We start from the raw sequence: 22727 nt of genomic DNA on the forward strand, positions 1-22727 counted from the left end.
TCGGTGGAGCTGCATGACAAAGTCATCGGGCATTATCTGAACATAAAACACTATCAATAAGTTGGAGTCATTACCCTCTTATCTGGAGATCAGAAAAGATCTGCCACGTAATTGCTCGGGGAAAATAATTAGAAAGCATCTGAAATAAATGAAACAGCAGGGAACTACCCTGCCAGCTAATAATCACGCTCTAAAACAATATGCATTTTTTGCAGGGATGTTGTCGTCCCTGAAAAAGCAAAAATGGAGAAAAGGAATGAGTGAATCATTACATCTGACCCGCAATGGATCAATTCTGGAAATTACCCTTGATCGTCCAAAAGCGAATGCTATTGATGCAAAAACCAGCTTTGAAATGGGCGAAGTATTTCTAAATTTCCGTGACGATCCGCAATTACGTGTCGCCATTATTACCGGTGCCGGAGAGAAGTTCTTTTCCGCGGGCTGGGATTTAAAAGCGGCAGCAGAAGGCGAAGCACCGGATGCTGACTTTGGCCCGGGGGGTTTTGCGGGATTAACCGAAATTTTCAATCTCGACAAACCGGTTATCGCAGCTGTGAACGGCTATGCCTTTGGTGGCGGCTTTGAACTGGCGCTGGCGGCAGATTTTATTGTTTGTGCCGATAACGCCAGCTTCGCCCTGCCGGAAGCCAAACTGGGCATCGTTCCTGACAGCGGCGGCGTGCTGTGTCTGCCGAAGATCCTGCCGCCTGCCATCGTCAATGAAATGGTGATGACCGGCAGACGAATGGGCGCAGAAGAGGCGTTGCGTTGGGGGATAGTCAACCGCGTGGTTAGCCAGGCGGAACTGATGGATAACGCCCGTGAACTGGCGCAGCAGCTGGTTAACAGCGCCCCGCTGGCGATTGCGGCGCTGAAAGAGATCTACCGCACCACCAGCGAAATGCCGGTAGAAGAAGCGTATCGCTATATTCGCAGCGGCGTGTTGAAACACTATCCGTCGGTTCTGCATTCGGAGGATGCCATTGAAGGGCCGCTGGCGTTTGCCGAGAAGCGCGATCCGGTGTGGAAAGGACGTTAACAACCGTGAGCTATTACGCCTTTGAGGGGTTAATTCCGGTGGTTCACCCGACGGCGTTTGTCCATCCCAGTGCCGTCTTGATTGGCGATGTGATTGTGGGAGCCGGTGTCTACATCGGCCCACTCGCCTCACTGCGTGGTGACTACGGGCGGTTGATCGTGCAAGCGGGAGCCAATATTCAGGATGGCTGCATTATGCATGGCTACTGCGACACTGACACCATCGTTGGGGAAAACGGCCATATCGGGCACGGAGCGATCCTGCATGGTTGTGTGATTGGTCGCGATGCATTGGTCGGGATGAACAGCGTGATTATGGATGGCGCGGTCATTGGCGAAGAGAGCATTGTTGCCGCCATGAGCTTTGTCAAAGCAGGCTTTCACGGCGAGAAACGCCAGTTGTTGATGGGTACGCCAGCCCGCGCTGTACGCAGTGTTAGTGACGACGAGTTACACTGGAAACGGTTGAATACCAAAGAGTATCAGGATCTTGTCGGGCGCTGTCATGCATCGTTACATGAAACGCAGCCGTTGAGGCAAATGGAGGAAAATCGCCCCCGTTTGCAGGGGACGACGGATGTGACGCCTAAACGGTGATCTTGCCGGATGCGGCGTAAACTCCTTATCCAACTCTGCTGGAGAGCAACCGTAGGCCGGATAAGATGCGCCAGCATCGCATCCGGCGATAGCTGTCGGATGCGGCATAAACGCCTTATCCAACCCGGCTGGAGAGCAACCGTAAGCCGGATAAGATGCGCCAGCATCGCATCCGGCGACCAGGTCGCACGGTATCATCGAAATGACATTAACGACGCATACTCTTTGACAACATCATCTGCCACTTCTGCTCGCGGTTAAGTTCCGTGAGCGGAACGGCAGGAATACGCGGTGTCTTTCTTACGCCGACTAATTTTTCCCGACTGTTATTGCGCAGGCGCGCGTAAATTTGCTCATCGATATCGACCACTTTAACCAGTCGCTGACACTGGCATCCCCGCCCTTCCAGCTTATTAGGGATCATCTTAACTTCGCAGCTTATTTCTGTGACTTCCGACAGAATATAAGTCAGGGTATTAACCGCCTTGCTGTGTTCAATATCGAAATGAATAGAGATCTCTCTTGCTATCACCCACCGATTTTCAGCCATCATCCATTCGGCGATTAACAAGTAGAGTGGTTTTTCAACATATCCTTCACACATACGAACTCCAGTTTCACAAATTAAAAGTCTGGCTATGACTCGTTTTGAAGCAATTAAACAAGGCCATATTAAAATTGTGGATATATCGATAGTATGCAACTTCACCGTCGATAAGTGTGAGCTAAATCCTGCTTATGTCATCAAAAATATCGATTCCCCAAAAGATTTACTTAATGGGCAAAAAAAAACGGTCCTCATCAGAGAACCGTATTAGTTATTCGATCAAATTAGCGGATGAAAAATATCTGCCATGACACGCTATTATTTGATCTGTGCGTGCATTTCCTGCACCGAAATTACTTTTTCAGTCGCATCGGCATTCAGCGCCATCGCGGTGGCAAAGCCGCCGTTCAGGGTGGTGTCGTAATGCACTTTATATTGCAGCGCACTGCGACGAATCACGCGGGAGTCTTCAATCGCACGACGGCCTGAGGTGGTGTTGATGATGTAGGTATATTCGCCATTCTTGATACGGTCCTGAATGTGCGGACGGCCTTCATGCACCTTGTTTACCAGACGCGGGTTGATACCTGCTTCGCCCAGCACAATCGCCGTGCCGTGGGTCGCATCCAGCTCGAAGCCCTGTTTCAGCAGTTTTGCCGCCAGGTCCACCACGCGTTCTTTATCGCCTTCGCGCACGGAAAGCAGCGCACGACCGTGTTTCTTCATGGTGGAGTTGCTGCCCAGCTGCGCTTTGGCAAACGCTTCAGCGAAGGTGCGGCCCACGCCCATGACTTCCCCGGTAGAGCGCATTTCTGGCCCTAACAGCGGGTCAACGCCCGGGAATTTATTGAACGGCAGCACCACTTCTTTCACCGAGTAGTACGGCGGGATAACTTCTTTGGTTACGCCCTGCTCAGCCAGCGATTTGCCAGCCATCACGCGCGCCGCCACTTTTGCCAGCGGTACGCCGGTGGCTTTGGAGACGAACGGAACGGTACGCGCCGCACGCGGGTTAACTTCAATCAGGTAGACTTCGTTGTTTTTCACCGCAAACTGCACGTTCATCAGGCCGCGCACCTGCAATTCGAAGGCCAGTTTCTGCACCTGCTGGCGCATCACATCCTGAATTTCCTGACTTAAAGTGTAGGCTGGCAGCGAACATGCGGAGTCACCGGAGTGCACGCCCGCCTGCTCAATATGCTCCATGATGCCGCCAATCAGCACCATTTCGCCGTCGCAGATGGCGTCCACATCCACTTCTACCGCGTCATCGAGGAAGTGGTCCAGCAACACTGGCGCATCGTTAGACACGCTGACCGCCGTCTGGAAGTAGCGACGCAGGTCTGCTTCGTCATAGACGATTTCCATCGCCCGACCGCCGAGAACGTAAGACGGACGTACCACCAGCGGGTAGCCAATCTCTTTCGCCTTCTCTACCGCCATTTCGATAGCGGTAACGGTGGCGTTCGCCGGTTGCTTCAGTTTCAGGCGGTCAACCGCGTGCTGGAAGCGTTCACGGTCTTCCGCACGGTCGATAGCATCCGGGCTGGTGCCGATAACCGGTACGCCAGCGGCTTCCAGTGCACGCGCCAGTTTCAGCGGGGTCTGACCGCCGTACTGAACGATAACGCCTTTCGGCTTCTCAATACGCACGATTTCCAGCACATCTTCCAAGGTTACCGGCTCGAAGTAGAGGCGGTCGGAAGTGTCGTAGTCGGTGGAGACGGTTTCCGGGTTACAGTTAACCATAATGGTTTCGTAACCGTCTTCGCGCAGCGCCAGCGAGGCGTGTACACAGCAGTAGTCGAATTCGATACCCTGACCGATACGGTTCGGGCCGCCGCCGAGAACCATGATTTTTTCACGGTCGGTAGACGGATTCGCTTCGCACTCTTCTTCATAAGTGGAGTACATGTAAGCGGTGTCGGTGGCGAACTCTGCCGCACAGGTATCCACGCGCTTATAAACCGGGTGCAGGTCATACTGGTCGCGCAGCTTGCGGATTTCCGCTTCGCGCACGCCCGCCAGTTTTGCCAGACGCGCATCGGCAAAGCCTTTGCGTTTCAGCTGGCGCAGGAATTCAGCGTTCAGGCCAGTGATGCCCACTTCCGCTACTTTCTCTTCCAGACGCACCAGTTCTTCAATCTGTACCAGGAACCAGCGGTCAATATTGGTCAGGTTGAAGACGCCGTCCACAGACAGGCCCGCACGGAACGCATCGGCGATGTACCAGATACGATCTGCGCCTGCGTCTTTCAGTTCGCGACGGATTTTGGTTAACGCTTCCGGGTCATCCAGGCTCACTTTCGGGTCGAATCCAGTCGCACCGACTTCCAGGCCGCGCAGCGCTTTTTGCAGGGATTCCTGCTGCGTGCGACCAATCGCCATCACTTCGCCAACCGATTTCATCTGAGTGGTCAGACGGTCGTTAGCACCGGCGAATTTTTCGAAGTTGAAGCGAGGAATTTTAGTAACCACATAGTCGATGGACGGCTCGAAGGAGGCCGGAGTACGTCCGCCAGTGATGTCGTTCATCAGTTCGTCGAGGGTGTAACCCACCGCCAGTTTCGCCGCCACTTTAGCAATCGGGAAACCGGTCGCTTTCGACGCCAGCGCCGAAGAACGGGACACGCGTGGGTTCATTTCGATAACAATCAGACGACCGTTTTTCGGGTTCACCGCAAACTGAACGTTGGAACCACCGGTTTCAACGCCGATTTCACGCAGCACCGCCATCGAGGCGTTACGCATGATTTGATATTCTTTGTCGGTCAGCGTTTGGGCTGGCGCGACAGTGATGGAGTCACCGGTGTGGATGCCCATCGCATCGAAGTTTTCGATAGAGCAGACGATGATGCAGTTGTCGTTTTTATCACGCACCACTTCCATCTCGTACTCTTTCCAGCCGATCAGCGACTCATCAATCAGCAACTCTTTGGTCGGAGAGAGATCCAGACCGCGGGCGCAAATTTCTTCAAACTCTTCACGGTTATAAGCGATACCGCCGCCGCTACCGCCCATGGTAAAGGATGGGCGAATAATGCACGGGAAGCCCACGTCAGCGGCAACCGCCAGCGCTTCTTCCATCGTGTGTGCGATACCGGAACGCGCGGTTTCCAGACCAATTTTCTTCATCGCTACGTCGAAACGACGGCGGTCTTCTGCTTTATCAATCGCATCGGCAGTGGCACCAATCATGGTGACACCGAACTCTTCCAACACGCCCTGACGTTCCAGCTCCAGCGCGCAGTTCAGCGCCGTCTGACCGCCCATCGTTGGCAGCACCGCGTCCGGGCGCTCTTTTTCAATAATCTTGCGTACAACTTCCCAGTGAATCGGCTCGATGTAGGTTGCATCAGCCATTTCCGGGTCGGTCATGATGGTCGCCGGGTTGGAGTTCACCAGAATGACGCGGTAACCCTCTTCACGCAGGGCTTTACACGCTTGCGCGCCAGAGTAGTCAAACTCACACGCCTGACCGATAACAATCGGGCCCGCACCCAGAATCAGGATACTTTTTATATCTGTACGTTTTGGCATGGCTCTTTTACTCCTGATTACTTAGCGGTTTTACGGTACTGCTCAATTAACTCGATAAAGTGGTCGAACAACGGCGCGGCGTCGTGTGGACCAGGGCTGGCTTCAGGGTGCCCCTGGAAGCTGAATGCCGGTTTATCGGTGCGATGAATGCCCTGTAACGTACCGTCGAACAGGGATTTATGCGTGACACACAGGTTTGCAGGTAATATTGCTTCGTCCACCGCAAAACCGTGGTTCTGGGCGGTGATCATTACCACGTTTTTCTCCACATCTTTAACCGGATGGTTGCCGCCGTGGTGACCAAATTTCATTTTGACAGTCTTCGCACCGCTCGCCAGCGCCAGCAGCTGATGACCGAGACAGATGCCGAATACCGGAATATCGGTTTCGAGGAATTTCTGGATGGCGGTAATGGCGTAATCGCACGGGGCCGGGTCGCCAGGACCGTTGGAGAGGAAGATGCCGTCTGGATTCATTTTCAGCACATCTTCCGCAGAAGTTTGCGCCGGAACGATGGTCAGGCGACAGCCTCTATCCACCAGCATCCGCAGGATGTTGCGCTTGGCACCAAAATCATAAGCCACGACGTGGAACGGCAGCTCGTCTTCTTTTTTCGCTTCTGGCAGGCCACCGGTCAACGTCCAGCTCCCTTGTGTCCAGCTATAGGCTTCTGCGGTGGTCACTTCTTTTGCCAGATCCATGCCATTCAGACCTGGGAACGCGCGGGCTTTTTCTAACGCCAGCGCCGCATCCGGGTTATCGCCCGCGATAATGCAGCCATTCTGTGCGCCTTTCTCGCGCAGTAAACGCGTCAGCTTACGGGTATCGATATCGGCAATCGCCACGATGTTATGGCGTTTCAGGTAAGAAGAGAGGTCTTCGGTATTACGGAAGTTGCTGGCAATCAGCGGCAGGTCGCGAATCACCAGACCTTGTGCATGTACCTGAGAAGATTCTTCATCGGCGTCATTGGTGCCGACATTGCCAATATGGGGATAAGTAAGAGTAACGATTTGACGAGAATAGGAAGGATCAGTGAGGATTTCTTGATAACCGGTCATTGAAGTATTGAAAACGACTTCCCCAACCGCCGAACCTGTTGCCCCTATGGCCCGACCGTGAAACTGGGTTCCGTCTTCCAGAACCAATAGCGCTGACTTAATCAAAACACCCTCCAGAGAATATTCACTCACTTTATTTGCATATTAATTCACAATGATGACGTAAATCAATGCAAATCTGCTTACCGACGAATTTCTGGCAAACGGCGGCATTCTGGAGATATGGGCGCTAAAAGTCAACTTAATGGCGGGATTTTTTATATTATTTTGTGGCTCATGCATGTTTTACAGGCATTAAGCGACAAAAAGATCATCCAACCTGTTCTGGAAAACGCTTGCGCAGCAAGAAGATTGCATGAAATAAAAACGAGCAGAAAAAAGTGGACCAAATGGTCAAAATTTACATTAAAACAACAAAAACAGAAGACAAAACATGTAATTTTTGGCACTTATAGACAATTTAAAAACATAATACCAAAAATAAAAGGGCCAAAAATTAAAGCCCTTTATAATCAATAAATTAAATGTTTTATTTTTGCACCATAACAAATATTTTGTGGTTACAAATTATTGAGATCAAGTACATCTCGCATATCAAAAAGACCGCTTTCCTTACCACTCAACCACAAAGCCGATCTTACCGCGCCGTTAGCAAATGTCATACGGCTGGACGCCTTATGGGTGATCTCCAGACGCTCGCCAATATCGGCAAACATCGCGGTATGTTCACCAACGATGTCACCTGCACGCACGGTGGCAAAACCAATGGTGCCAGGCACACGTTCACCGGTGTGGCCTTCACGACTGTAGACCGCGCAATCTTTCAGATCTTTATCAAGGGCGTGGGCGATCGCCTCTCCCATTGCCAGTGCGGTGCCTGACGGCGCATCAACTTTATGTCTATGATGTGCTTCAATAATTTCGATATCGGTGTAGTCACCCATCACTTTGGCTGCTTTCTCCAGCAGCTTAAGCATGACGTTAACGCCAACGCTAAAATTGGCAGCAAAGACAATCGCAATATCGGCAGCGGCGTCACGAATTGCTTGTTTACCGGCTTCGTCAAACCCCGTAGTGCCTATCACCATCCCTTTGCCATGCTGGCGACAAAAAGCGAGATGGTTCAGCGTACCTTCCGGACGGGTAAAATCGATAAACACATCAAAATCATCTTTTACCGCATCGAGGCTGCTTTGCACGGTAACGCCTGTTTTCCCGGCTCCGGCCAGCTCACCGGCGTCGCTGCCCAGTAAAGAAGATCCTTCACGCTCCAGCGCAGCGCCCAACTGCACGCCCTCTAATGCCAGCGCCGCCTGAATCAACTGGCGGCCCATACGCCCCCCGGCTCCCGCGATGGCAACGCGGATGTTTGCATCATGCATAGCTATTCTCTTTTGTTAATTTGCATAGACCGTTTTCAGAGTAACCAGCGCATCGCTACGCCGCCAGCCAAAAACGCTGATAATTAGAAATTAATGATAAACAGGGAGGGATATCAGTGAAAGGCATGAGTCGATGAATGACTGCATGCCGATAACATGTGACAGGTTACGGCACCAGAGCCAGCACCTCAGCTACCCACTGCTGGAAGCCTTTTACATTCAGATCCAATGCCACCTGTACATTGGCTGGTTTGCCCAAGCAACCGTCGATATCAACCACCGTCGTGCCTGAGGTAAATTCGCCTTGAGTTTCTACCGCGACAAAACACGGCTTGAGGGTGAATAAGTCCGGGCGCACCAGCCAGGCGATGGCGCAGAGATCGTGCATTCGCAGACCGCTTTGCATACTGCCGCTACGGTAGTGGCTAAACAGGGCGTGGAGCATTTTTCCGGTGCGATTCAACTCCGGCAAAGTAGCGAGATAGTCAGGGGTTAATATTGCCTGATTGGTGACATCCAGACCGCACATGACAATTTCGATTCCGCTACGGAAGACACAGGCAGCCGCTTCTGGATCGGCAGCGATATTAAACTCGGCGTTTGGTGTGCAGTTGCCGCGACCGGCAGAACCACCCATGATCACCAGACGGCGAATATGCGGTTTGCATTCCGGGCATTGTGAAAGTAACAGCGCAATATTGGTTAACGGGCCGATGGCTACCAGAGTAACAGGCTCTGGTGCACGCATCAGGGCATCCCGAATCGCCAGAAACGCCGGTATCCCGAGTGGCTTTCGGTTGTGCTCAACAAAGTCGTAGCCAGCCATTCCCGATTCGCCGTGCACAGATGCCGCATCACGCGGTGCGCGTACCAGCGGCACAGCGGCTCCCTGGGCGAGCGGAATCTCCGCATTCCAGAAATGCAGCAGTTGCAGGGCATTGCGGGTGGTTTTCTCTACCGAAACATTACCCGCGACAGTGGTCATCAGTTGCAGGTCGAGTTCGGGGGCAAAAATCGCGGCGGCAATGGCGACGGCATCGTCAATGCCGGGGTCAGTATCGAGGAAGATAGGTAAACGCATGTTTTCTCCATAAAAAATGCCGGTAACAAGACCGGCATTTTCGCATAACTTAGGCTGCTAATGACTTAATCGACTTCACGAATATCGACACGCAGCTCTTTCGGCACTTCGAAAACAATGTTTTCTTCACGTCCTTCCAGCGGAATGGCTTCACCACCGCCCAGCTGTTGCAAACGTGCCACCACATTCTGCACCAGAATATCCGGAGCCGATGCGCCCGCAGTCACGCCGACGCATTTAACCTCTTTCACCCACTCTTCCTGGATATCTTTCGCATCATCAATCAAAAACGCGCTTTTGCCCATACGCTGGGCCAGCTCCGCCAGACGGTTGGAGTTAGAGGAGTTTTTCGAACCGACCACCAGCACAACTTCCGCCTGTTCGGCCAGGGCACGTACCGCTTCCTGTCGGTTAGTCGTGGCGTAGCAGATGTCATCTTTGCGCGGACCGACAATTTTCGGGAAGCGTTTACGCAGCGCGTCGATCACATCAGACGTGTCATCCACCGACAGCGTGGTCTGGGTCATAAAGGAGAGTTTCTCTTCGTTTTTGACCGTCAGTTTCCACACATCGTCTGGTGATTCAACCAGATACATTCCCCCTTCCGGGTTGCTGTACTGACCCATCGTGCCTTCCACTTCCGGGTGCCCGGCGTGACCGATGAGAATAGATTCTTCGCCACGGCGACTAGCGCGGGCGACTTCCATATGCACTTTGGTCACCAGCGGGCAGGTGGCGTCGAATACCGTCAAATCACGGCTTTTCGCTTCGTTACGTACCGCCTGAGAAACACCGTGTGCGGAGAAAATCAGGATTGCGCCGTCCGGCACTTCGCTAATCTGCTCAATAAAGATAGCCCCACGCTCGCGCAGGTTATCGACCACGTAGCGGTTATGCACCACTTCGTGACGGACATATATCGGTGCGCCGTAAATGGCCAGCGCGTTTTCAACAATGCTGATAGCGCGGTCTACCCCGGCACAAAAACCACGCGGGTTGGCCAACAGGATCTGCATGTTACGCCTCCAGTGCCGGATCGATTTCCAGCACTTCAATATCAAAATGAACGGTCTGCCCGGCCAGCGGATGATTGAAATCAACGGTAATGGAGTCGCCGTTAATTTCGCGGATCACGCCAGGCATCTCACTGCCATCCATTGCGGTAAAAAGCATGATTGCGCCAATTTCTGGCTCGCCTGCATCCATAAACTCACGGCGGGAGAAGTACTGAATCAGGTCCGGTGACGGCACGCCAAACGCCGCATCTGGCTCCAGCGAGAAGGTGGTTTTATCGCCCACTTTCAGCCCCAGCAGGTGTTGCTCCAGCCCTTCAGAAAGAGAAGCATCGCCCAGGCGGAACAGCGCCGGTTTACCGTTGTTGCGGGTAGACTCGGCGGTGGTGCCATCGTCGAGTTTTAGCGTGAAGTGCACCAGGACGGCGCTATTGCTCTGTACAGATTCAGACATGCAGGTTTGCTCTTATATTTGAGGATTTTTGCCGGATGCGGCGTAAACGCCTTATCCGGCCTACGATTTCGCAGCAATCTGTAGGCCGGATAAGATGCGTCAGCATCGCATCCGGCAGGGTTTATTATTGTTTTTTCGCTTTAGAAGGTAAAAACCCTTCCAGCACGATCAACGCCGCACCGACACAAATGGCAGTATCGGCAAGGTTGAAGGTGGCGAAGTGCCAGTCGCCGACGTAGAAGTCGATCATATCGACAACGAAGCCGTGCCACAGGCGGTCGAACAGGTTGCCCAGCGCGCCGCCAATAATCAGCGCATAAGCGATATTGTTTAGCTTCTGCGTGGCCTTCGAGCGATACATCATCACTGCCAGGATCACGCTAATACCAATCGCAATACCGGCAAAGAACCAACGCTGCCAGCCGCCGCTATCGGCAAGGAAACTAAACGCCGCGCCATAGTTACGCGCATAATGCAGATTAAGCGACGGGAACAGCGGGACCGTATCCCCCAGAGCAAAGTTCTGGAGGATCAGGTATTTGCTGCCCAGATCGATAATCAGCACGACTACCACCAGCCACAGCCAGCGTAGCCCTGTTGAACAGATCGATTGACTCATCAGGCAAACTTACGTTTTTCACCGTCACCGGCGACGTTGCTGACACAGCGGCCGCAGATTTCTGCGTGTTCCGCCACCTTGCCGACATCCCGGGTGTAGTGCCAGCAGCGTGGGCACTTCTCACCTTCGGCTTTACTCAACGCGACTTTCAGCCCTTTGAGTACTTCGCTCTGCTGAGCATCAGCAGGTGCGTCGTTATAGTCTGCAACGGTAGCGCCGGAGGTCAACAGGACAAATCGTAATTCATCGCCCAGCGCGGTCAGTTTCGCCGCCAGTTCCGGTTCTGCATACAAGGTTACTGCCGCTTCCAGCGAGCCACCCACTTTCTTGTCGGCACGCGCTTGCTCAATGACTTTGTTCACTTCGCCACGCACTTTCAACAGCTCGTCCCAGAACGCATCGTTCATCGCTTCACTGTCTGCCAGGCCAAACAGGCCTTCGTACCACTCACCGGTGAAGACGTATTTTTCACGTTCGCCCGGCAGGTAGCCCCACACTTCATCAGCGGTGAAGGAGAGGATTGGTGCCATCCAGCGCACCAGCGCTTCTGCGATGTGATACAGCGCAGTCTGGCAGCTACGACGCGCCACACTGTCCGCTTTGGCGGTGTACTGACGGTCTTTGATGATGTCGAGGTAGAAGGAACCCATCTCAACGGAGCAGAAGCGCATCAGACGCTGTACCACTTCGTGGAAATCGTATGCTTCGTACGCGTTGAGGATGTCTTCCTGTGCCGCTTTCGCACAACCTACGGCCCAGCGATCCAGTACCACCATCTCTTCCGGTTTCACCATATCTTTTGCTGGATCAAAACCGTTCAGGTTTGCCAGCAGGAAGCGCGCGGTGTTACGGATACGACGATAGCTATCGGCAGCACGTTTCAGGATCTCGTCAGAAACGGCCATTTCACCGGTGTAGTCGGTTGATGCCACCCACAGACGCAGAATATCCGCGCCCAGTTTGTTCATCACATCCTGCGGCGAAACGGTATTGCCGATGGATTTAGACATCTTGCGACCCTGACCATCCACGGTAAAGCCGTGGGTCAGTACCTGACGATACGGCGCTTTGCCTTTCATCGCGGTGGAGATCATTAGGGAAGACATGAACCAACCACGGTGCTGGTCAGAACCTTCCAGATACATGTCCGCTGCGTGACCGGCAAATTCCGGACGCACGTCAACAACAGAAGAGTGGGTAGATCCGGAGTCAAACCATACATCCAATGTGTCCGGCACTTTCACGTACTGATCAGCTTCATCGCCGAGGATCTCTTTCGCATCAAGATCCCACCACGCCTGGATGCCGTCAACTTCAACGCGTTTTGCCACTTCTTCCATTAGTTCGAGAGTACGCGGATGCAGCTCTTCCGTGTCTTTGTGCACGAACAGTGACATCGGTACGCCCCAGGTGCGCTGACGGGAGATACACCAGTCAGGACGGTTAGCAACCATCGACTCGATACGCGCCTGGCCCCAGTCCGGGATCCACTGCACGCCTTTGATCTCTTTCAGTGACTGCGCACGCAGACCTTTCTGATCCATGCTGACGAACCACTGCGGCGTCGCGCGGAAGATGATCGGCGTTTTGTGACGCCAGCAGCACGGATAGCTGTGCTGCATTTTCTCAACGTGCAGCAGCGCGCCTTTTTCCTGCAGCAGCGCAACGACGATGTCGTTCGCTTTGAAGACGTTCACGCCATCCAGCGTCGGATAAGTGCCCGGCAGATAAGTGCCGTCCGGGCCAACCGGGTTAGCGGTTTCCAGGCCGTATTTCTGACCGATCACATAGTCGTCCGGGCCGTGGCCAGGCGCGGTGTGAACGGCACCGGTACCGGCATCCAGGGTAACGTGATCGCCGAGGATTGCCGGAACGTCGAAGCCCATAAACGGATGGGTAAAGCGCAGCAATTCAAGCTCCGCACCTTTTACCGTGCCGAGAATGGTGTAATCGGTCACGCCGATACGCTGCATTACGCTTTCAACCAGATCTTTCGCCAGAATCACGGCCTGACCGTCGATCTGCACCAGCGCATAGTCGAAATCAGGTGCAATAGAGATTGCGCGGTTCGCAGGCAGAGTCCACGGCGTAGTGGTCCAGATCACCAGCGAGATTGGGCCGTTAACGTTGCTTACGGCAAATTTTGCTTTCAGTGCATCCTGATCGACCGCCTGAAAAGCAACGTCGATGGACGGAGAAGTTTTGTCGTAATACTCAACTTCCGCTTCCGCCAGCGCAGAACGGCAGTCAACGCACCAGTGTACCGGCTTCGCGCCTTTGTGCAGGTGACCGTTGCCGATGATTTTGCCCAGCGCGCGGATGATGTTGGCTTCAGTTTTGAAGTCCATGGTCAGGTACGGGTGCGACCAGTCGCCCAGCACGCCCAGACGGATAAAGTCTTTGCGTTGACCGTCAACCTGGGTCGCCGCGTATTCGCGGCACTTGGCGCGGAACTCGGCGGCGGTGAATTTCTCACCCGGCTTACCGTATTCTTGCTCTACTTTCAGCTCGATCGGCAGACCGTGGCAGTCCCAGCCAGGCACATACGGCGAGTCATAACCGGAAAGCCCTTTGGACTTCACGATAATGTCTTTCAAAATCTTGTTAACCGAGTGACCAATATGAATGCTGCCATTCGCATAAGGAGGGCCATCATGCAGAATGAAGGTTTTTTTGCCTTTTTTAGCCGCACGGATGATGCCGTACAGATCATCATCAGTCCAACGCGCCAGCATTCCCGGTTCGCGCTTGGCGAGATCGCCACGCATCGGGAACCCTGTTTCCGGCAAATTCAGGGTTGATTTATAGTCACTCATCAGATTCTCGGTTCCGTGTTTCGGTTTGATTACATAACAGGCTTAAGCCGGTTTTGTTAGCCCAAAAAATTCGCGGGCGGTTAATTCATCACGCGCAATCTGCGCTTTCAGTTCGTCCAGCGACGCAAATCGCTGCTCATTGCGTATTTTTTTACGCAGCACTACTTGTATATGGCGACCGTAAAGGTCCATTGCAACATCTAACAAATGCACTTCCAGCTGCTGGCGAATACCGGCAACCGTTGGGCGTGTTCCGATGTTTGCCACGCCGGGTAACGGCTTTTCACCGAGGCCCAGCACTTCTACCGCATAAACCCCTTTCACCGGGGAAACCTGACGGCGTAGCGGTACATTCGCCGTCGGGAAACCTATAGTGCGCCCTAATTCATCACCGTGGACTACACGCCCGGAGATGGCAAACGGGTGCCCCAGTAAACTTTCTGCCAGAGCCAGATTGTCATCCGCCAGCGCCTGACGCACAGCGGTGCTGCTAATACGCACGCCACCTTCGCAAAAAGTTTGCGTACTAGTGATATCGAAGCCGTATTCCATGCCAGCTTTCTGTAATAACAAGAAATCGCCTTCACGACCAGCGCCAAAGCGGAAATCATCCCCTACGGCAAGAAATTTTACGCGCAAATGCTTCACCAGAAGATCGCTGATGAAATTTTGCGCGGTTAACGCCGCGAAACGCCTGTCGAAACGCACGCACAGCACGTAATCAACGCCACACTCTGCAAGGTAACGCAGTTTTTCCCGCAGCCGGGTCAGCCGTGCCGGGGCTTTATCGGTAGCAAACAGTTCCAGTGGTTGAGGTTCAAAAAGCATCACCATCACCGGTAAGTTGCGCTTGCGCCCTTCTTCCTGCAAGCCCTGTAACAGCGCGCGATGACCGCGATGCACGCCGTCGAAATTACCAATAGTCAGCACACACCCTTCTTGCGGGGCCTGGCTGAGATTATGTATGCCGCGTATCAGCTTCATGTCTGGCTCAAAACAGTGAAAATCGTCCGAGTATACCTTGTACAGCGGTCAAGGTTAACCGGCGATTGAGTACCGAAATCAGAAAGAAGTGGCTTTTCATTGCCATGGCGCAAATCACGGGAAGAAACTGACCGCCTGCTGCAATTTTTATCGCGGAAAAGCTGTATTCACACCCCGCAAGCTGGTAGAATCCTGCGCCATCACTACGTAACGAGTGCCGGCACATTAACGGCGCTTATTTGCACAAATCCATTGACAAAAGAAGGCTAAAAGGGCATATTCCTCGGCCTTTGAATTGTCCATATAGAACACATTTGGGAGTTGGACCTTGGCTAATATCAAATCAGCTAAGAAGCGCGCCATTCAGTCTGAAAAGGCTCGTAAGCACAACGCAAGCCGTCGCTCTATGATGCGTACTTTCATCAAGAAAGTATACGCAGCTATCGAAGCTGGCGACAAAGCTGCTGCACAGAAAGCATTTAACGAAATGCAACCGATCGTGGACCGTCAGGCTGCTAAAGGTCTGATCCACAAAAACAAAGCTGCACGTCATAAGGCTAACCTGACTGCACAGATCAACAAACTGGCTTAATCGCCAATTTGCTGAAGCTTTGTGAAAAAGCCCGCGCAAGCGGGTTTTTTTATGCCTGCTGCTTTTGTGATGCGTGAGAGAACACACTGCCGGTTGCCAGATAGTCAAAAGTTGCAGGTTCTTGCAGACATGCCGTTGTACTATCTGAACTCTTCGTGGCTTAAGAATCGTAGAACCATCGGCTGATACATTCTGAACAAGAATATCTACTCAATCTCCAGACCCCCTACAAAGAATGTGGATATTGTGATACACATTGAGGTATTAAACTTAAGACCACTCTATTTTTGAATTAAATTCCTATATACTTTAACCATTCATAAATATCTCCTCATTAGACCTTGTAAATTATTAACAGCAATCAACACAGGTTAAATACCTATTTATATTGTACTTCTTAAAATTAATGAGCGATTTTTGATAGTAGTCACATTCACTCATAAATTAAATTAATAAAAATTCATCAACTTCAAGGACTGATAATGACAGATGGTATCTCAACTTCGCCACATTGTCTTTATAAATCAAATATAGTAGATGATGTAATAATAAATAAAACAAGACAAAATGAGTTAGTAAAAGTGTTTTGCGAGTATAAAACAGAGTTCTTAATTTTGTTTGATGACTTTTTCAGAAACCAGGATTTTCCTAAACCATCTCCAGTCCTCCATCATTTTTTTCAATATACTCATCTGAGAGATGCACATTTTTATAGATGTAAACTCATAGAACATACAGTTCAATTTTATTTTTTAAACACAAAGGCATCACATTACTTAGATTGGATGTTTTTGATGACAGAACAAGCGAATGTCTTTCTGAAGAGATTAAGATATATCAAGAATGCTATGAAAAATTCGTTAAGTTCTTAAAGGCAAACTTCAACCCGGAAATATACCCACAGCTATATACTCCTGAAATATTTTATGAGGCCTGCAGAAATCTCCAGTCATTTTATGCTCATCAGGATGACGTCACAAAACGCTAAATATAGTGCAATAGACAAGAAATAAAGTCATCTTAACCAGGAAATCAAAAAGCTAATTAAAAAAATATTTTCCCTGAGCTATATAATGAACAATGCAATAAAATCCCCTCCTCATCGAAAGATGATAACCAGAAAATAACATGGCAGAATTTTAAAACTAGCAATTCGGCATATTCAAAACTATGTGGAAAATTATCTTTATTTAAAAGCGTGCCCAGTCGGTTAATAGAAAAATCAGCTTACTGCTCAACTGAAAACATGGCCACTAATAAATTTGATGTCGTCTTTTCTTACTGCGGAGATAATATAAAGGAATTTATACTTTTATTACCCTATAATAAATCACTGGAGATGTATGAACTTAACGATCAAAAGATCCAGTATTTGACTGCCCCTAATATCAATATACATAAAATGTCGCTATCAAATATAAAAATAGAAAAGAGCAACCTTTCATATGGGTATTATTTTAGTTGTGTATTATCCAATATATCATGTTTTGAAAGCGACTTATCAAACACCATCTTTTCAAATGGAGAAATTAATAATCTCTTCATTAAAAAAAGCAACATATTTGGAGCATCATTCACTAATACCAGAATAAAAAATTTGCTCTGTGAAGATATTATGCCTGGTCGATGGACCACTCAACTTGTCAATAAGCACTTAGGTTACAGATACACAGGAGTATTCAAAACCCTGGCAAGTATTGATGACAAACCGTCCCGTTTCGAAATTTTGATACCATTGGTACAAACTTTAGTTCGCGACAATGTAAAGCTAAATAATGATGTGTATAAAGAACTGAAAAAGTTTATGCACGATTACGACAAAACATTCCCGGAAATGAGAAAATACCTTCAGAGCATCAACGAGTCTATGTTCCTTATGAAAAACATAGCTCATCAAAATTAAAAAATCTCAAAAAAGAAGTAATTTTAGAATGAAATTAACTGTGATGATTATTAATTCACTACAGAGGAATAAAAAATAATCTGAAGCATACTCTGAAACATCCTACTCTCTCACTCTAATAATGGCACCTTGCTCTTCTTATAAAGAAGGGAATAATTAAGAATATTAAACTTTCATCAACTTCACATCAAGAAATTAAAAAATTTAAACATTAATCTAAATAATAACAACCTGATCACATAATCGGGTACGATTTTATCCGATAACTATAATGCTATAACTCTGGGAAATGGTTGGAATACACCGCTGGGTGCCATCTCTTTTTACGCTGCCCGATCGAGTAGTAAGTTAAATAATGATACCAGACACGAAGGTACGAGCTATCAGGTCGCCTATAATAAATATCTAGTACAAACAGCCACTCGATTTAGCGTGGCCGCCTGGCGTTATGCTTCGCAGGATTACAGGACATTCAGCGACCATCTTTACGAAAATGATAAACACTATCATCAGAGTGATTATAATGATTTTTATGATATTGGCAGAAAAAATAGCCTTTCTGCCAATATTATGCAACCTTTATCCAATAATCTGGGAAATGTATCATTAAGTGCGCTTTGGCGGAATTACTGGGGGCGAAGTGGAAATGCTAAAGATTACCAATTCAGTTACTCCAATAACTGGCAACACATTAGTTATACTTTCTCTGCCAGCCAATCTTATGATGAAAATAATAAAGAAGAGGAGCGTTTTAATCTGTTTATCTCCATTCCTTTCTACTGGGGGGATGATATTGCCAAAACACGTCACCAAATTAACTTATCGAATTCGACCTCATTTTCCAAAGATGGCTATTCCTCCAACAATACTGGAATTACTGGCATAGCCGGTGAACATGATCAGTTAAATTATGGTATATATGTTAATCAGCAACAACAAAATAATGATACCTCGCTTGGTACGAATTTAAGCTGGAGAACTCCCATCGCCATAATAGATGGCAGCTATAGTCATTCTAAAAACGCCTGGCAAAGTGGTGGAAGTATTAGTAGTGGATTAGTTGTCTGGTCCGGTGGTATTAATATCACTAACCAGTTATCCGATACATTTGCAATTCTGGATGCGCCTGGATTAGAAGGCGCGCATATTAATGGACAAAAATACAACCGAAAAAACAGCAAAGGCCAAGTTGTTTACGACTCGATTATACCTCATCGTGAAAACCATCTGGTACTTGATATAGCAAACAGTGAAAGTGAAACAGAATTGCAGGGCAATCGTCAAATTATTGCGCCTTACCGTGGAGCAGTTTCTTATGTGCAGTTTACAACTGACCAACGTAAGCCCTGGTATATACAGGCACTGCGTCCCGATGGTTCGCCATTAACCTTTGGCTATGACGTACTGGATCTCCAGGAAAACAATATTGGAGTCGTTGGCCAGGGTAGTCGCCTTTTTATTCGCGTAGATGAAATTCCAACTGGCATAAAAGTTGCTCTCAATGATGAACAGAATTTATTCTGTACTATTACTTTTCAACACGTTATCGATGAAAACAAAACATATATATGCCAGTAAAAGGAGTTTACTATGAAGTGGCTTTTATTAATCACCTTGAGTCTATATTCTTTTATTGTGCAAAGTGCTCCCTGTGCATTGACCAATGTCGGGGAACAACGTGGAACATATATACTCAAGCCACTGAGTATGAAAGGTAATCTCACCGCCGAAAAAATTGAAAACACCGGAAATATCATTGAGTGTGCAGACTTACAAGAGACGACCAACGCCATTAAAGTTCATTTTTTAACACAGAACGCTTTAAGGTTTAAGGTTTAAAGTCGGAAGTCGTCATTATATTATTAATTTCCCCTTTGAATCTGACGGTAAAAAAAATAGCGCTTCCAGGGAAGTCATCTTATAATTTAGAAGAAATGCTATCTGCGATAAATTTCACCATTCCATACTCTATCGCATCTGTATCAGATAGTTCCAACACCGCAGATATTTTTCCAGGAACTCCTTTTCCTTTGTTGTTCGAAATTGAAGTGAGTTCATGTACAGGGAATAATACTAATTGTAATAGCGCCCGCTTTAATTTTAATTTAAATACTATTTTACAGGTAAATTTAATGACCTGTGGTTTTGAAGATCAATCCATCGACACTGGACGATTTGTACTGTCTCGTATCAATAATGAAAATTATCAGTTTCATCATATAAGATTTGACTGCATCCAGGGCGAGCAAGGTGAATTAGTTTTTGAACCCAGTGATGTTGAATATTACTTTGAACCAGTGACGATACAGGAGTCAGGAACCAGCATATTAAAAAATGAGTTAGAAAACAGTGAGGACGGTGCGGGTCAAGTAGGCTTTCAACTCTCCAATGATGGTACGAATGAAATCCAGTATGGTAAAAGCAATTACTACTCTTTTCAGCATCCCCATGAAGGAAGTAATCAGATTCCTCTGTTTATTCGCCCGCGTACATATGGAAACAATGTCTCAAGCGGGCAAATAATGAGCCGAGTCAAAATCGTGGTAATGTACAACTAATCTATCTCCCCCACCTTAACTTTGGGGGAGCTGCCGATTAACGTGCTGCTGGACTAAAAAGCGCAGAATAATCCGTATTGCAGATTCGCTGTACCGCCGGGTGCTGAATCATCCGCTCAGCAAAAATAGCATGATACTCTTCCATCACATTCTCGACGCGACCAATTTCTACGACAGTTTTATCGGCATAAAAGTCATATGCATAAAGCGTTGGGGCAACGAAGATTGCATTGTGCATCGCACCAAAAGCTTTCATCAACGCGGCATCATCAAACTCGCCGAGGATTTCTACGTTTAATCCCTGGGAGTTAAACCAGTTAAGCAATTTACGCCCTAACATTGAACGTCGTCCAGGAATCAAAAGCCGCCGGTCTTCCAGACAAGCCGGGAACGGTTTTTCCGGTGGTGGATTTGTACACCAGAAGCTCACGCCACATTCGCCAATTCTCACGGAGAACAGGCCTTCCTGCTGCGTAGAATCTATCGGACAGTCGGAAATGATCATATCCAGTTTATGCTGGCTTAATTGCTCCAGCAGCATTTCGTGGGTGGATTCGAAGCAGCGAAGATGAATCGGTTCGCCTTCTACTACTGCAGCATTCAGCACGCTACTGACCAGGCGTTTGGAAAGTGCATCAGCCACGCCAACGTCAAACAATAAATTGGATTCTTTGCGATAGTTCACGATATCCAGCATTTCCTGGCTTAAGGTGAACATTTTATCGGCATAGCGATAGACCAGCTCTCCCAGCTCGCTGGGTTCGAGACCACGTCCCTTGCGCTTAAATAATTTGCCTTGCAGGCGCTCTTCCAGCGCCCGAATCTGTCCGGTAATGGTTTGTGGTGTTAAATAAAGCGCCTCCGCTGCGCCAACCACAGAACCTTCTTTATAAACATGCCAGAAGTAATACAAGTGGTTGTAATTGATATGAGACATGCTCATTTCTCTCCCTGATAACAATGAAAAGGGAGCCGTTTATGGCTCCCCGGTAAACCGTCCTGTCACACTGATGGACGCAAACGAACGCGTAACCAGCTGTATCCAATTACCGCCGAAGAGATAGAACCGACCAGGATACCGAGTTTCGCCCAGTTAATCAGTTCTGGATCTACGCTACCAAAGGCCAGGCTGGCAATAAAGATAGACATAGTAAAACCGATACCGCACAGGATCCCCACCGCCATAATTTGCTGATAAGTCGTTCCCTCAGGCAGATGCGCCAGTTTCAAACGCAGCGCCAACCAGCAGAACAGACTAATCCCCAGCGGTTTGCCAATCAGCAAGCCAGCGATGATCCCCAATGGCAGAATGGAGGTCAAGCCATCCAGCGTGACACCTTGCAGTGAAACGCCAGCATTAGCAAATGCAAACAGCGGTAAAATCAGATACGCCACCCACGGGTGCAACACATGCTCCAGTCGCTTCGCTGGAGAACGCCCATGCTTCTCTTTCAAAGGAATAAAGAAGCCGACAATTACCCCCGCCAGGGTTGCGTGAACCCCCGATTTCAACACCGCAGTCCACAACACTACGCCAACCAGAATATAGACGCCCGTGCGGCGTACACCACACAGATTCAATACCGCGAGTACCGCAATTGCTACAGCCGCGACGCCAAGAGAGGCCATCGATAAGTCATTAGTGTAGAACAATGCGATGATAATGATGGCCCCAAGATCGTCGATAATAGCCAGAGCCATCAAAAAGATCTTCAGTGCTAACGGAACACGACTTCCCAACAGCGCCAGCACACCAAGTGCAAAGGCAATGTCAGTAGCCGCCGGGATCGCCCACCCTTCGCGGGTAATCGGATCGGCATAGTTAAAGGCCAGATAGAGTAATGCCGGCACAATCATCCCACCAATAGCGGCGATAACTGGAAATGCGGCCTGGCGTAAGCTGGCTAGCGATCCTTGCATCAGTTCACGTTTAACTTCCAGACCGACTAACAGGAAAAATACCGCCATCAGCGCGTCATTTATCCATAACAGCATGTTTTTGTTGATTTCGAGTGAACCAACCCGGAGCTGAACCGGCGTCTCCAGAAAGTCGTGATACCATCCACTGGTTGCGCCGCTGTTGGCCATCATCATCGCCAGGATAGCGGCAATGATAAGAATAATGCCTCCCGAGGCATCACTGCTAAAGAATCGATGCAGATGTTTCACTTTTTATTTCTCTTTCAGGTGAATAGATCGTTTTTACTATTTTACCCCGCACGAATCATCGTTAAAATCAGATTATAGTGTAGGAATAACTCGTTTTTTACGAGCAATTAAAGGATTTGCGCCATCAGCGGTGAGATGAGTTTTTGACGGCTGTAAGCGCTAACGGGTGACCCTAAGCCCTGATAATCATAGCTTAAGGTGAGGATTTCTGAGGGATTAATTAGGAAAAGTAATAATTAATTTCTTGTCAGTCGGCGTTATTTGTTAGGACAATATTTCAAAAATAATCCAGCTTGTGGTAATGACTCCAACTTATTGATAGTGTTTTATGTTCAGATAATGCCCGATGACTTTGTCATGCAGCTCCACC

General features: G+C 49.1%; 19 protein-coding genes and 4 pseudogenes. 9 read left to right on the forward strand and 14 right to left on the reverse strand.

Annotation, left to right across the window (positions count from 1 at the left end):
• From RTW80_RS31515 to caiE, 4 genes and pseudogenes are all read left to right on the forward strand, one after another.
• Positions 1–60 (forward strand): IS1 family transposase (locus RTW80_RS31515; protein ID WP_071528444.1); only part of this gene is annotated, 60 nt, incomplete at its 5' end.
• Positions 61–70: 10 nt separating this feature from the next.
• Positions 71–148, forward strand: a pseudogene (locus RTW80_RS31520) (hypothetical protein); the annotation flags it as partial.
• Between the two features lie 108 nt (positions 149–256).
• Positions 257–1042, forward strand: coding sequence for a crotonobetainyl-CoA hydratase (gene caiD / locus RTW80_RS19165; RefSeq protein WP_063119248.1), 786 nt, complete (start codon positions 257–259; stop codon positions 1040–1042).
• Between the two features lie 5 nt (positions 1043–1047).
• A complete protein-coding gene (gene caiE, locus RTW80_RS19170) occupies positions 1048–1638 on the forward strand; it encodes a carnitine operon protein CaiE (protein ID WP_000122876.1) in 591 nt (196 codons plus the stop codon).
• A gap of 208 nt (positions 1639–1846) precedes the next feature.
• On the opposite strand, the gene caiF is transcribed toward caiE, so the two are convergent.
• The 3 genes from caiF to carA all read right to left on the reverse strand — a co-directional run bounded on the left by caiF (position 1847) and on the right by carA (position 6891).
• Positions 1847–2242, reverse strand: a complete 396-nt coding sequence (caiF, locus tag RTW80_RS19175) for a carnitine metabolism transcriptional regulator CaiF (RefSeq protein ID WP_000333125.1) — start codon at positions 2240–2242, stop codon at positions 1847–1849.
• A 261-nt stretch (positions 2243–2503) separates the two neighbouring features.
• The gene (gene carB, locus RTW80_RS19180) at positions 2504–5725 is read right to left on the reverse strand and encodes a carbamoyl-phosphate synthase large subunit (protein ID WP_001126349.1); all 3222 of its coding nucleotides are present in this window, start codon (positions 5723–5725) and stop codon (positions 2504–2506) included.
• Between the two features lie 17 nt (positions 5726–5742).
• Positions 5743–6891: a glutamine-hydrolyzing carbamoyl-phosphate synthase small subunit gene (gene carA / locus RTW80_RS19185; protein ID WP_032247620.1), complete on the reverse strand. Its 1149-nt coding sequence runs from the start codon at positions 6889–6891 to the stop codon at positions 5743–5745.
• Positions 6892–7008: 117 nt separating this feature from the next.
• Between carA and RTW80_RS19190 the strand changes: the two genes are divergently transcribed.
• Positions 7009–7305 (forward strand): hypothetical protein, encoded by a 297-nt coding sequence (locus RTW80_RS19190; protein ID WP_312719868.1) that lies wholly within the window; start codon positions 7009–7011, stop codon positions 7303–7305.
• A gap of 41 nt (positions 7306–7346) precedes the next feature.
• Here RTW80_RS19190 and dapB read toward each other — a convergent pair whose 3' ends face one another.
• The 8 genes from dapB to RTW80_RS19230 all read right to left on the reverse strand — a co-directional run bounded on the left by dapB (position 7347) and on the right by RTW80_RS19230 (position 15361).
• Positions 7347–8168 (reverse strand): 4-hydroxy-tetrahydrodipicolinate reductase, encoded by an 822-nt coding sequence (dapB, locus tag RTW80_RS19195; protein WP_000543604.1) that lies wholly within the window; start codon positions 8166–8168, stop codon positions 7347–7349.
• Between the two features lie 166 nt (positions 8169–8334).
• Positions 8335–9249 carry a ribonucleoside hydrolase RihC gene (gene rihC / locus RTW80_RS19200; protein WP_001239125.1) on the reverse strand — a complete coding sequence of 305 codons (915 nt, stop codon included), beginning with the start codon at positions 9247–9249 and terminating at the stop codon, positions 8335–8337.
• A gap of 65 nt (positions 9250–9314) precedes the next feature.
• The gene (gene ispH, locus RTW80_RS19205) at positions 9315–10265 is read right to left on the reverse strand and encodes a 4-hydroxy-3-methylbut-2-enyl diphosphate reductase (protein ID WP_032247621.1); all 951 of its coding nucleotides are present in this window, start codon (positions 10263–10265) and stop codon (positions 9315–9317) included.
• A 1-nt stretch (position 10266) separates the two neighbouring features.
• Positions 10267–10716 carry an FKBP-type peptidyl-prolyl cis-trans isomerase gene (fkpB, locus tag RTW80_RS19210; RefSeq protein WP_000004655.1) on the reverse strand — a complete coding sequence of 150 codons (450 nt, stop codon included), beginning with the start codon at positions 10714–10716 and terminating at the stop codon, positions 10267–10269.
• A gap of 124 nt (positions 10717–10840) precedes the next feature.
• A complete protein-coding gene (gene lspA, locus RTW80_RS19215) occupies positions 10841–11335 on the reverse strand; it encodes a signal peptidase II (protein WP_000083369.1) in 495 nt (164 codons plus the stop codon).
• A complete protein-coding gene (ileS, locus tag RTW80_RS19220; RefSeq protein ID WP_001286865.1) occupies positions 11335–14151 on the reverse strand; it encodes an isoleucine--tRNA ligase in 2817 nt (938 codons plus the stop codon). Before ileS ends, lspA begins: the two co-directional genes overlap by 1 nt.
• 42 nt (positions 14152–14193) lie before the next feature.
• Positions 14194–15135 carry a bifunctional riboflavin kinase/FAD synthetase gene (gene ribF / locus RTW80_RS19225; protein WP_000767329.1) on the reverse strand — a complete coding sequence of 314 codons (942 nt, stop codon included), beginning with the start codon at positions 15133–15135 and terminating at the stop codon, positions 14194–14196.
• A 7-nt stretch (positions 15136–15142) separates the two neighbouring features.
• Complete coding sequence (locus RTW80_RS19230) at positions 15143–15361, reverse strand: DUF2575 family protein (protein WP_001300728.1); 219 nt, start codon at positions 15359–15361, stop codon at positions 15143–15145.
• 102 nt (positions 15362–15463) lie between these two features.
• Between RTW80_RS19230 and rpsT the strand changes: the two genes are divergently transcribed.
• The 4 genes and pseudogenes from rpsT (at position 15464) to RTW80_RS19250 (ending at position 20188) form a co-directional block, all read left to right on the forward strand.
• On the forward strand, positions 15464–15727 hold the full coding sequence (gene rpsT / locus RTW80_RS19235; protein ID WP_001274021.1) for a 30S ribosomal protein S20: 264 nt from the start codon (positions 15464–15466) through the stop codon (positions 15725–15727).
• Positions 15728–16209: 482 nt separating this feature from the next.
• Positions 16210–17630, forward strand: a pseudogene (gene espX1 / locus RTW80_RS19240) (type III secretion system effector EspX1).
• Between the two features lie 246 nt (positions 17631–17876).
• Positions 17877–19208: pseudogene (locus RTW80_RS19245) on the forward strand (fimbria/pilus outer membrane usher protein); the annotation flags it as partial.
• A 12-nt stretch (positions 19209–19220) separates the two neighbouring features.
• Positions 19221–20188, forward strand: a pseudogene (locus RTW80_RS19250) (fimbrial family protein).
• Between the two features lie 37 nt (positions 20189–20225).
• Here the strand turns inward: RTW80_RS19250 and nhaR are convergent.
• The 3 genes from nhaR to RTW80_RS31525 all read right to left on the reverse strand — a co-directional run bounded on the left by nhaR (position 20226) and on the right by RTW80_RS31525 (position 22726).
• Complete coding sequence (nhaR, locus tag RTW80_RS19255) at positions 20226–21125, reverse strand: transcriptional activator NhaR (RefSeq protein WP_001360397.1); 900 nt, start codon at positions 21123–21125, stop codon at positions 20226–20228.
• Positions 21126–21190: 65 nt separating this feature from the next.
• Entirely contained in the window at positions 21191–22357 is a 1167-nt protein-coding gene (gene nhaA, locus RTW80_RS19260) for a Na+/H+ antiporter NhaA (RefSeq protein WP_000681368.1), read from the reverse strand.
• 312 nt (positions 22358–22669) lie between these two features.
• Positions 22670–22726 (reverse strand): IS1 family transposase, encoded by a 57-nt coding sequence (locus RTW80_RS31525; RefSeq protein ID WP_003032489.1) that lies wholly within the window; start codon positions 22724–22726, stop codon positions 22670–22672.
• Position 22727 lies beyond the last annotated feature (1 nt).

It is taken from the genome of Escherichia sp. AM3 (genome assembly GCF_032029835.1).
Lineage (GTDB): Bacteria > Pseudomonadota > Gammaproteobacteria > Enterobacterales > Enterobacteriaceae > Escherichia > Escherichia coli.

Coding starts and splice junctions, on each gene's coding strand:
- caiD (WP_063119248.1), top strand. CDS start 257: ATGAGTGAATCATTACATCTGACCCGCAATGGATCAATTCTGGAAATT.
- caiF (WP_000333125.1), bottom strand. CDS start 2,242: ATGTGTGAAGGATATGTTGAAAAACCACTCTACTTGTTAATCGCCGAA.
- carB (WP_001126349.1), bottom strand. CDS start 5,725: ATGCCAAAACGTACAGATATAAAAAGTATCCTGATTCTGGGTGCGGGC.
- RTW80_RS19190 (WP_312719868.1), top strand. CDS start 7,009: ATGGGCGCTAAAAGTCAACTTAATGGCGGGATTTTTTATATTATTTTG.
- dapB (WP_000543604.1), bottom strand. CDS start 8,168: ATGCATGATGCAAACATCCGCGTTGCCATCGCGGGAGCCGGGGGGCGT.
- rihC (WP_001239125.1), bottom strand. CDS start 9,249: ATGCGTTTACCTATCTTCCTCGATACTGACCCCGGCATTGACGATGCC.
- ispH (WP_032247621.1), bottom strand. CDS start 10,265: ATGCAGATCCTGTTGGCCAACCCGCGTGGTTTTTGTGCCGGGGTAGAC.
- fkpB (WP_000004655.1), bottom strand. CDS start 10,716: ATGTCTGAATCTGTACAGAGCAATAGCGCCGTCCTGGTGCACTTCACG.
- lspA (WP_000083369.1), bottom strand. CDS start 11,335: ATGAGTCAATCGATCTGTTCAACAGGGCTACGCTGGCTGTGGCTGGTG.
- ileS (WP_001286865.1), bottom strand. CDS start 14,151: ATGAGTGACTATAAATCAACCCTGAATTTGCCGGAAACAGGGTTCCCG.
- ribF (WP_000767329.1), bottom strand. CDS start 15,135: ATGAAGCTGATACGCGGCATACATAATCTCAGCCAGGCCCCGCAAGAA.
- RTW80_RS19230 (WP_001300728.1), bottom strand. CDS start 15,361: ATGTGCCGGCACTCGTTACGTAGTGATGGCGCAGGATTCTACCAGCTT.
- nhaR (WP_001360397.1), bottom strand. CDS start 21,125: ATGTCTCATATCAATTACAACCACTTGTATTACTTCTGGCATGTTTAT.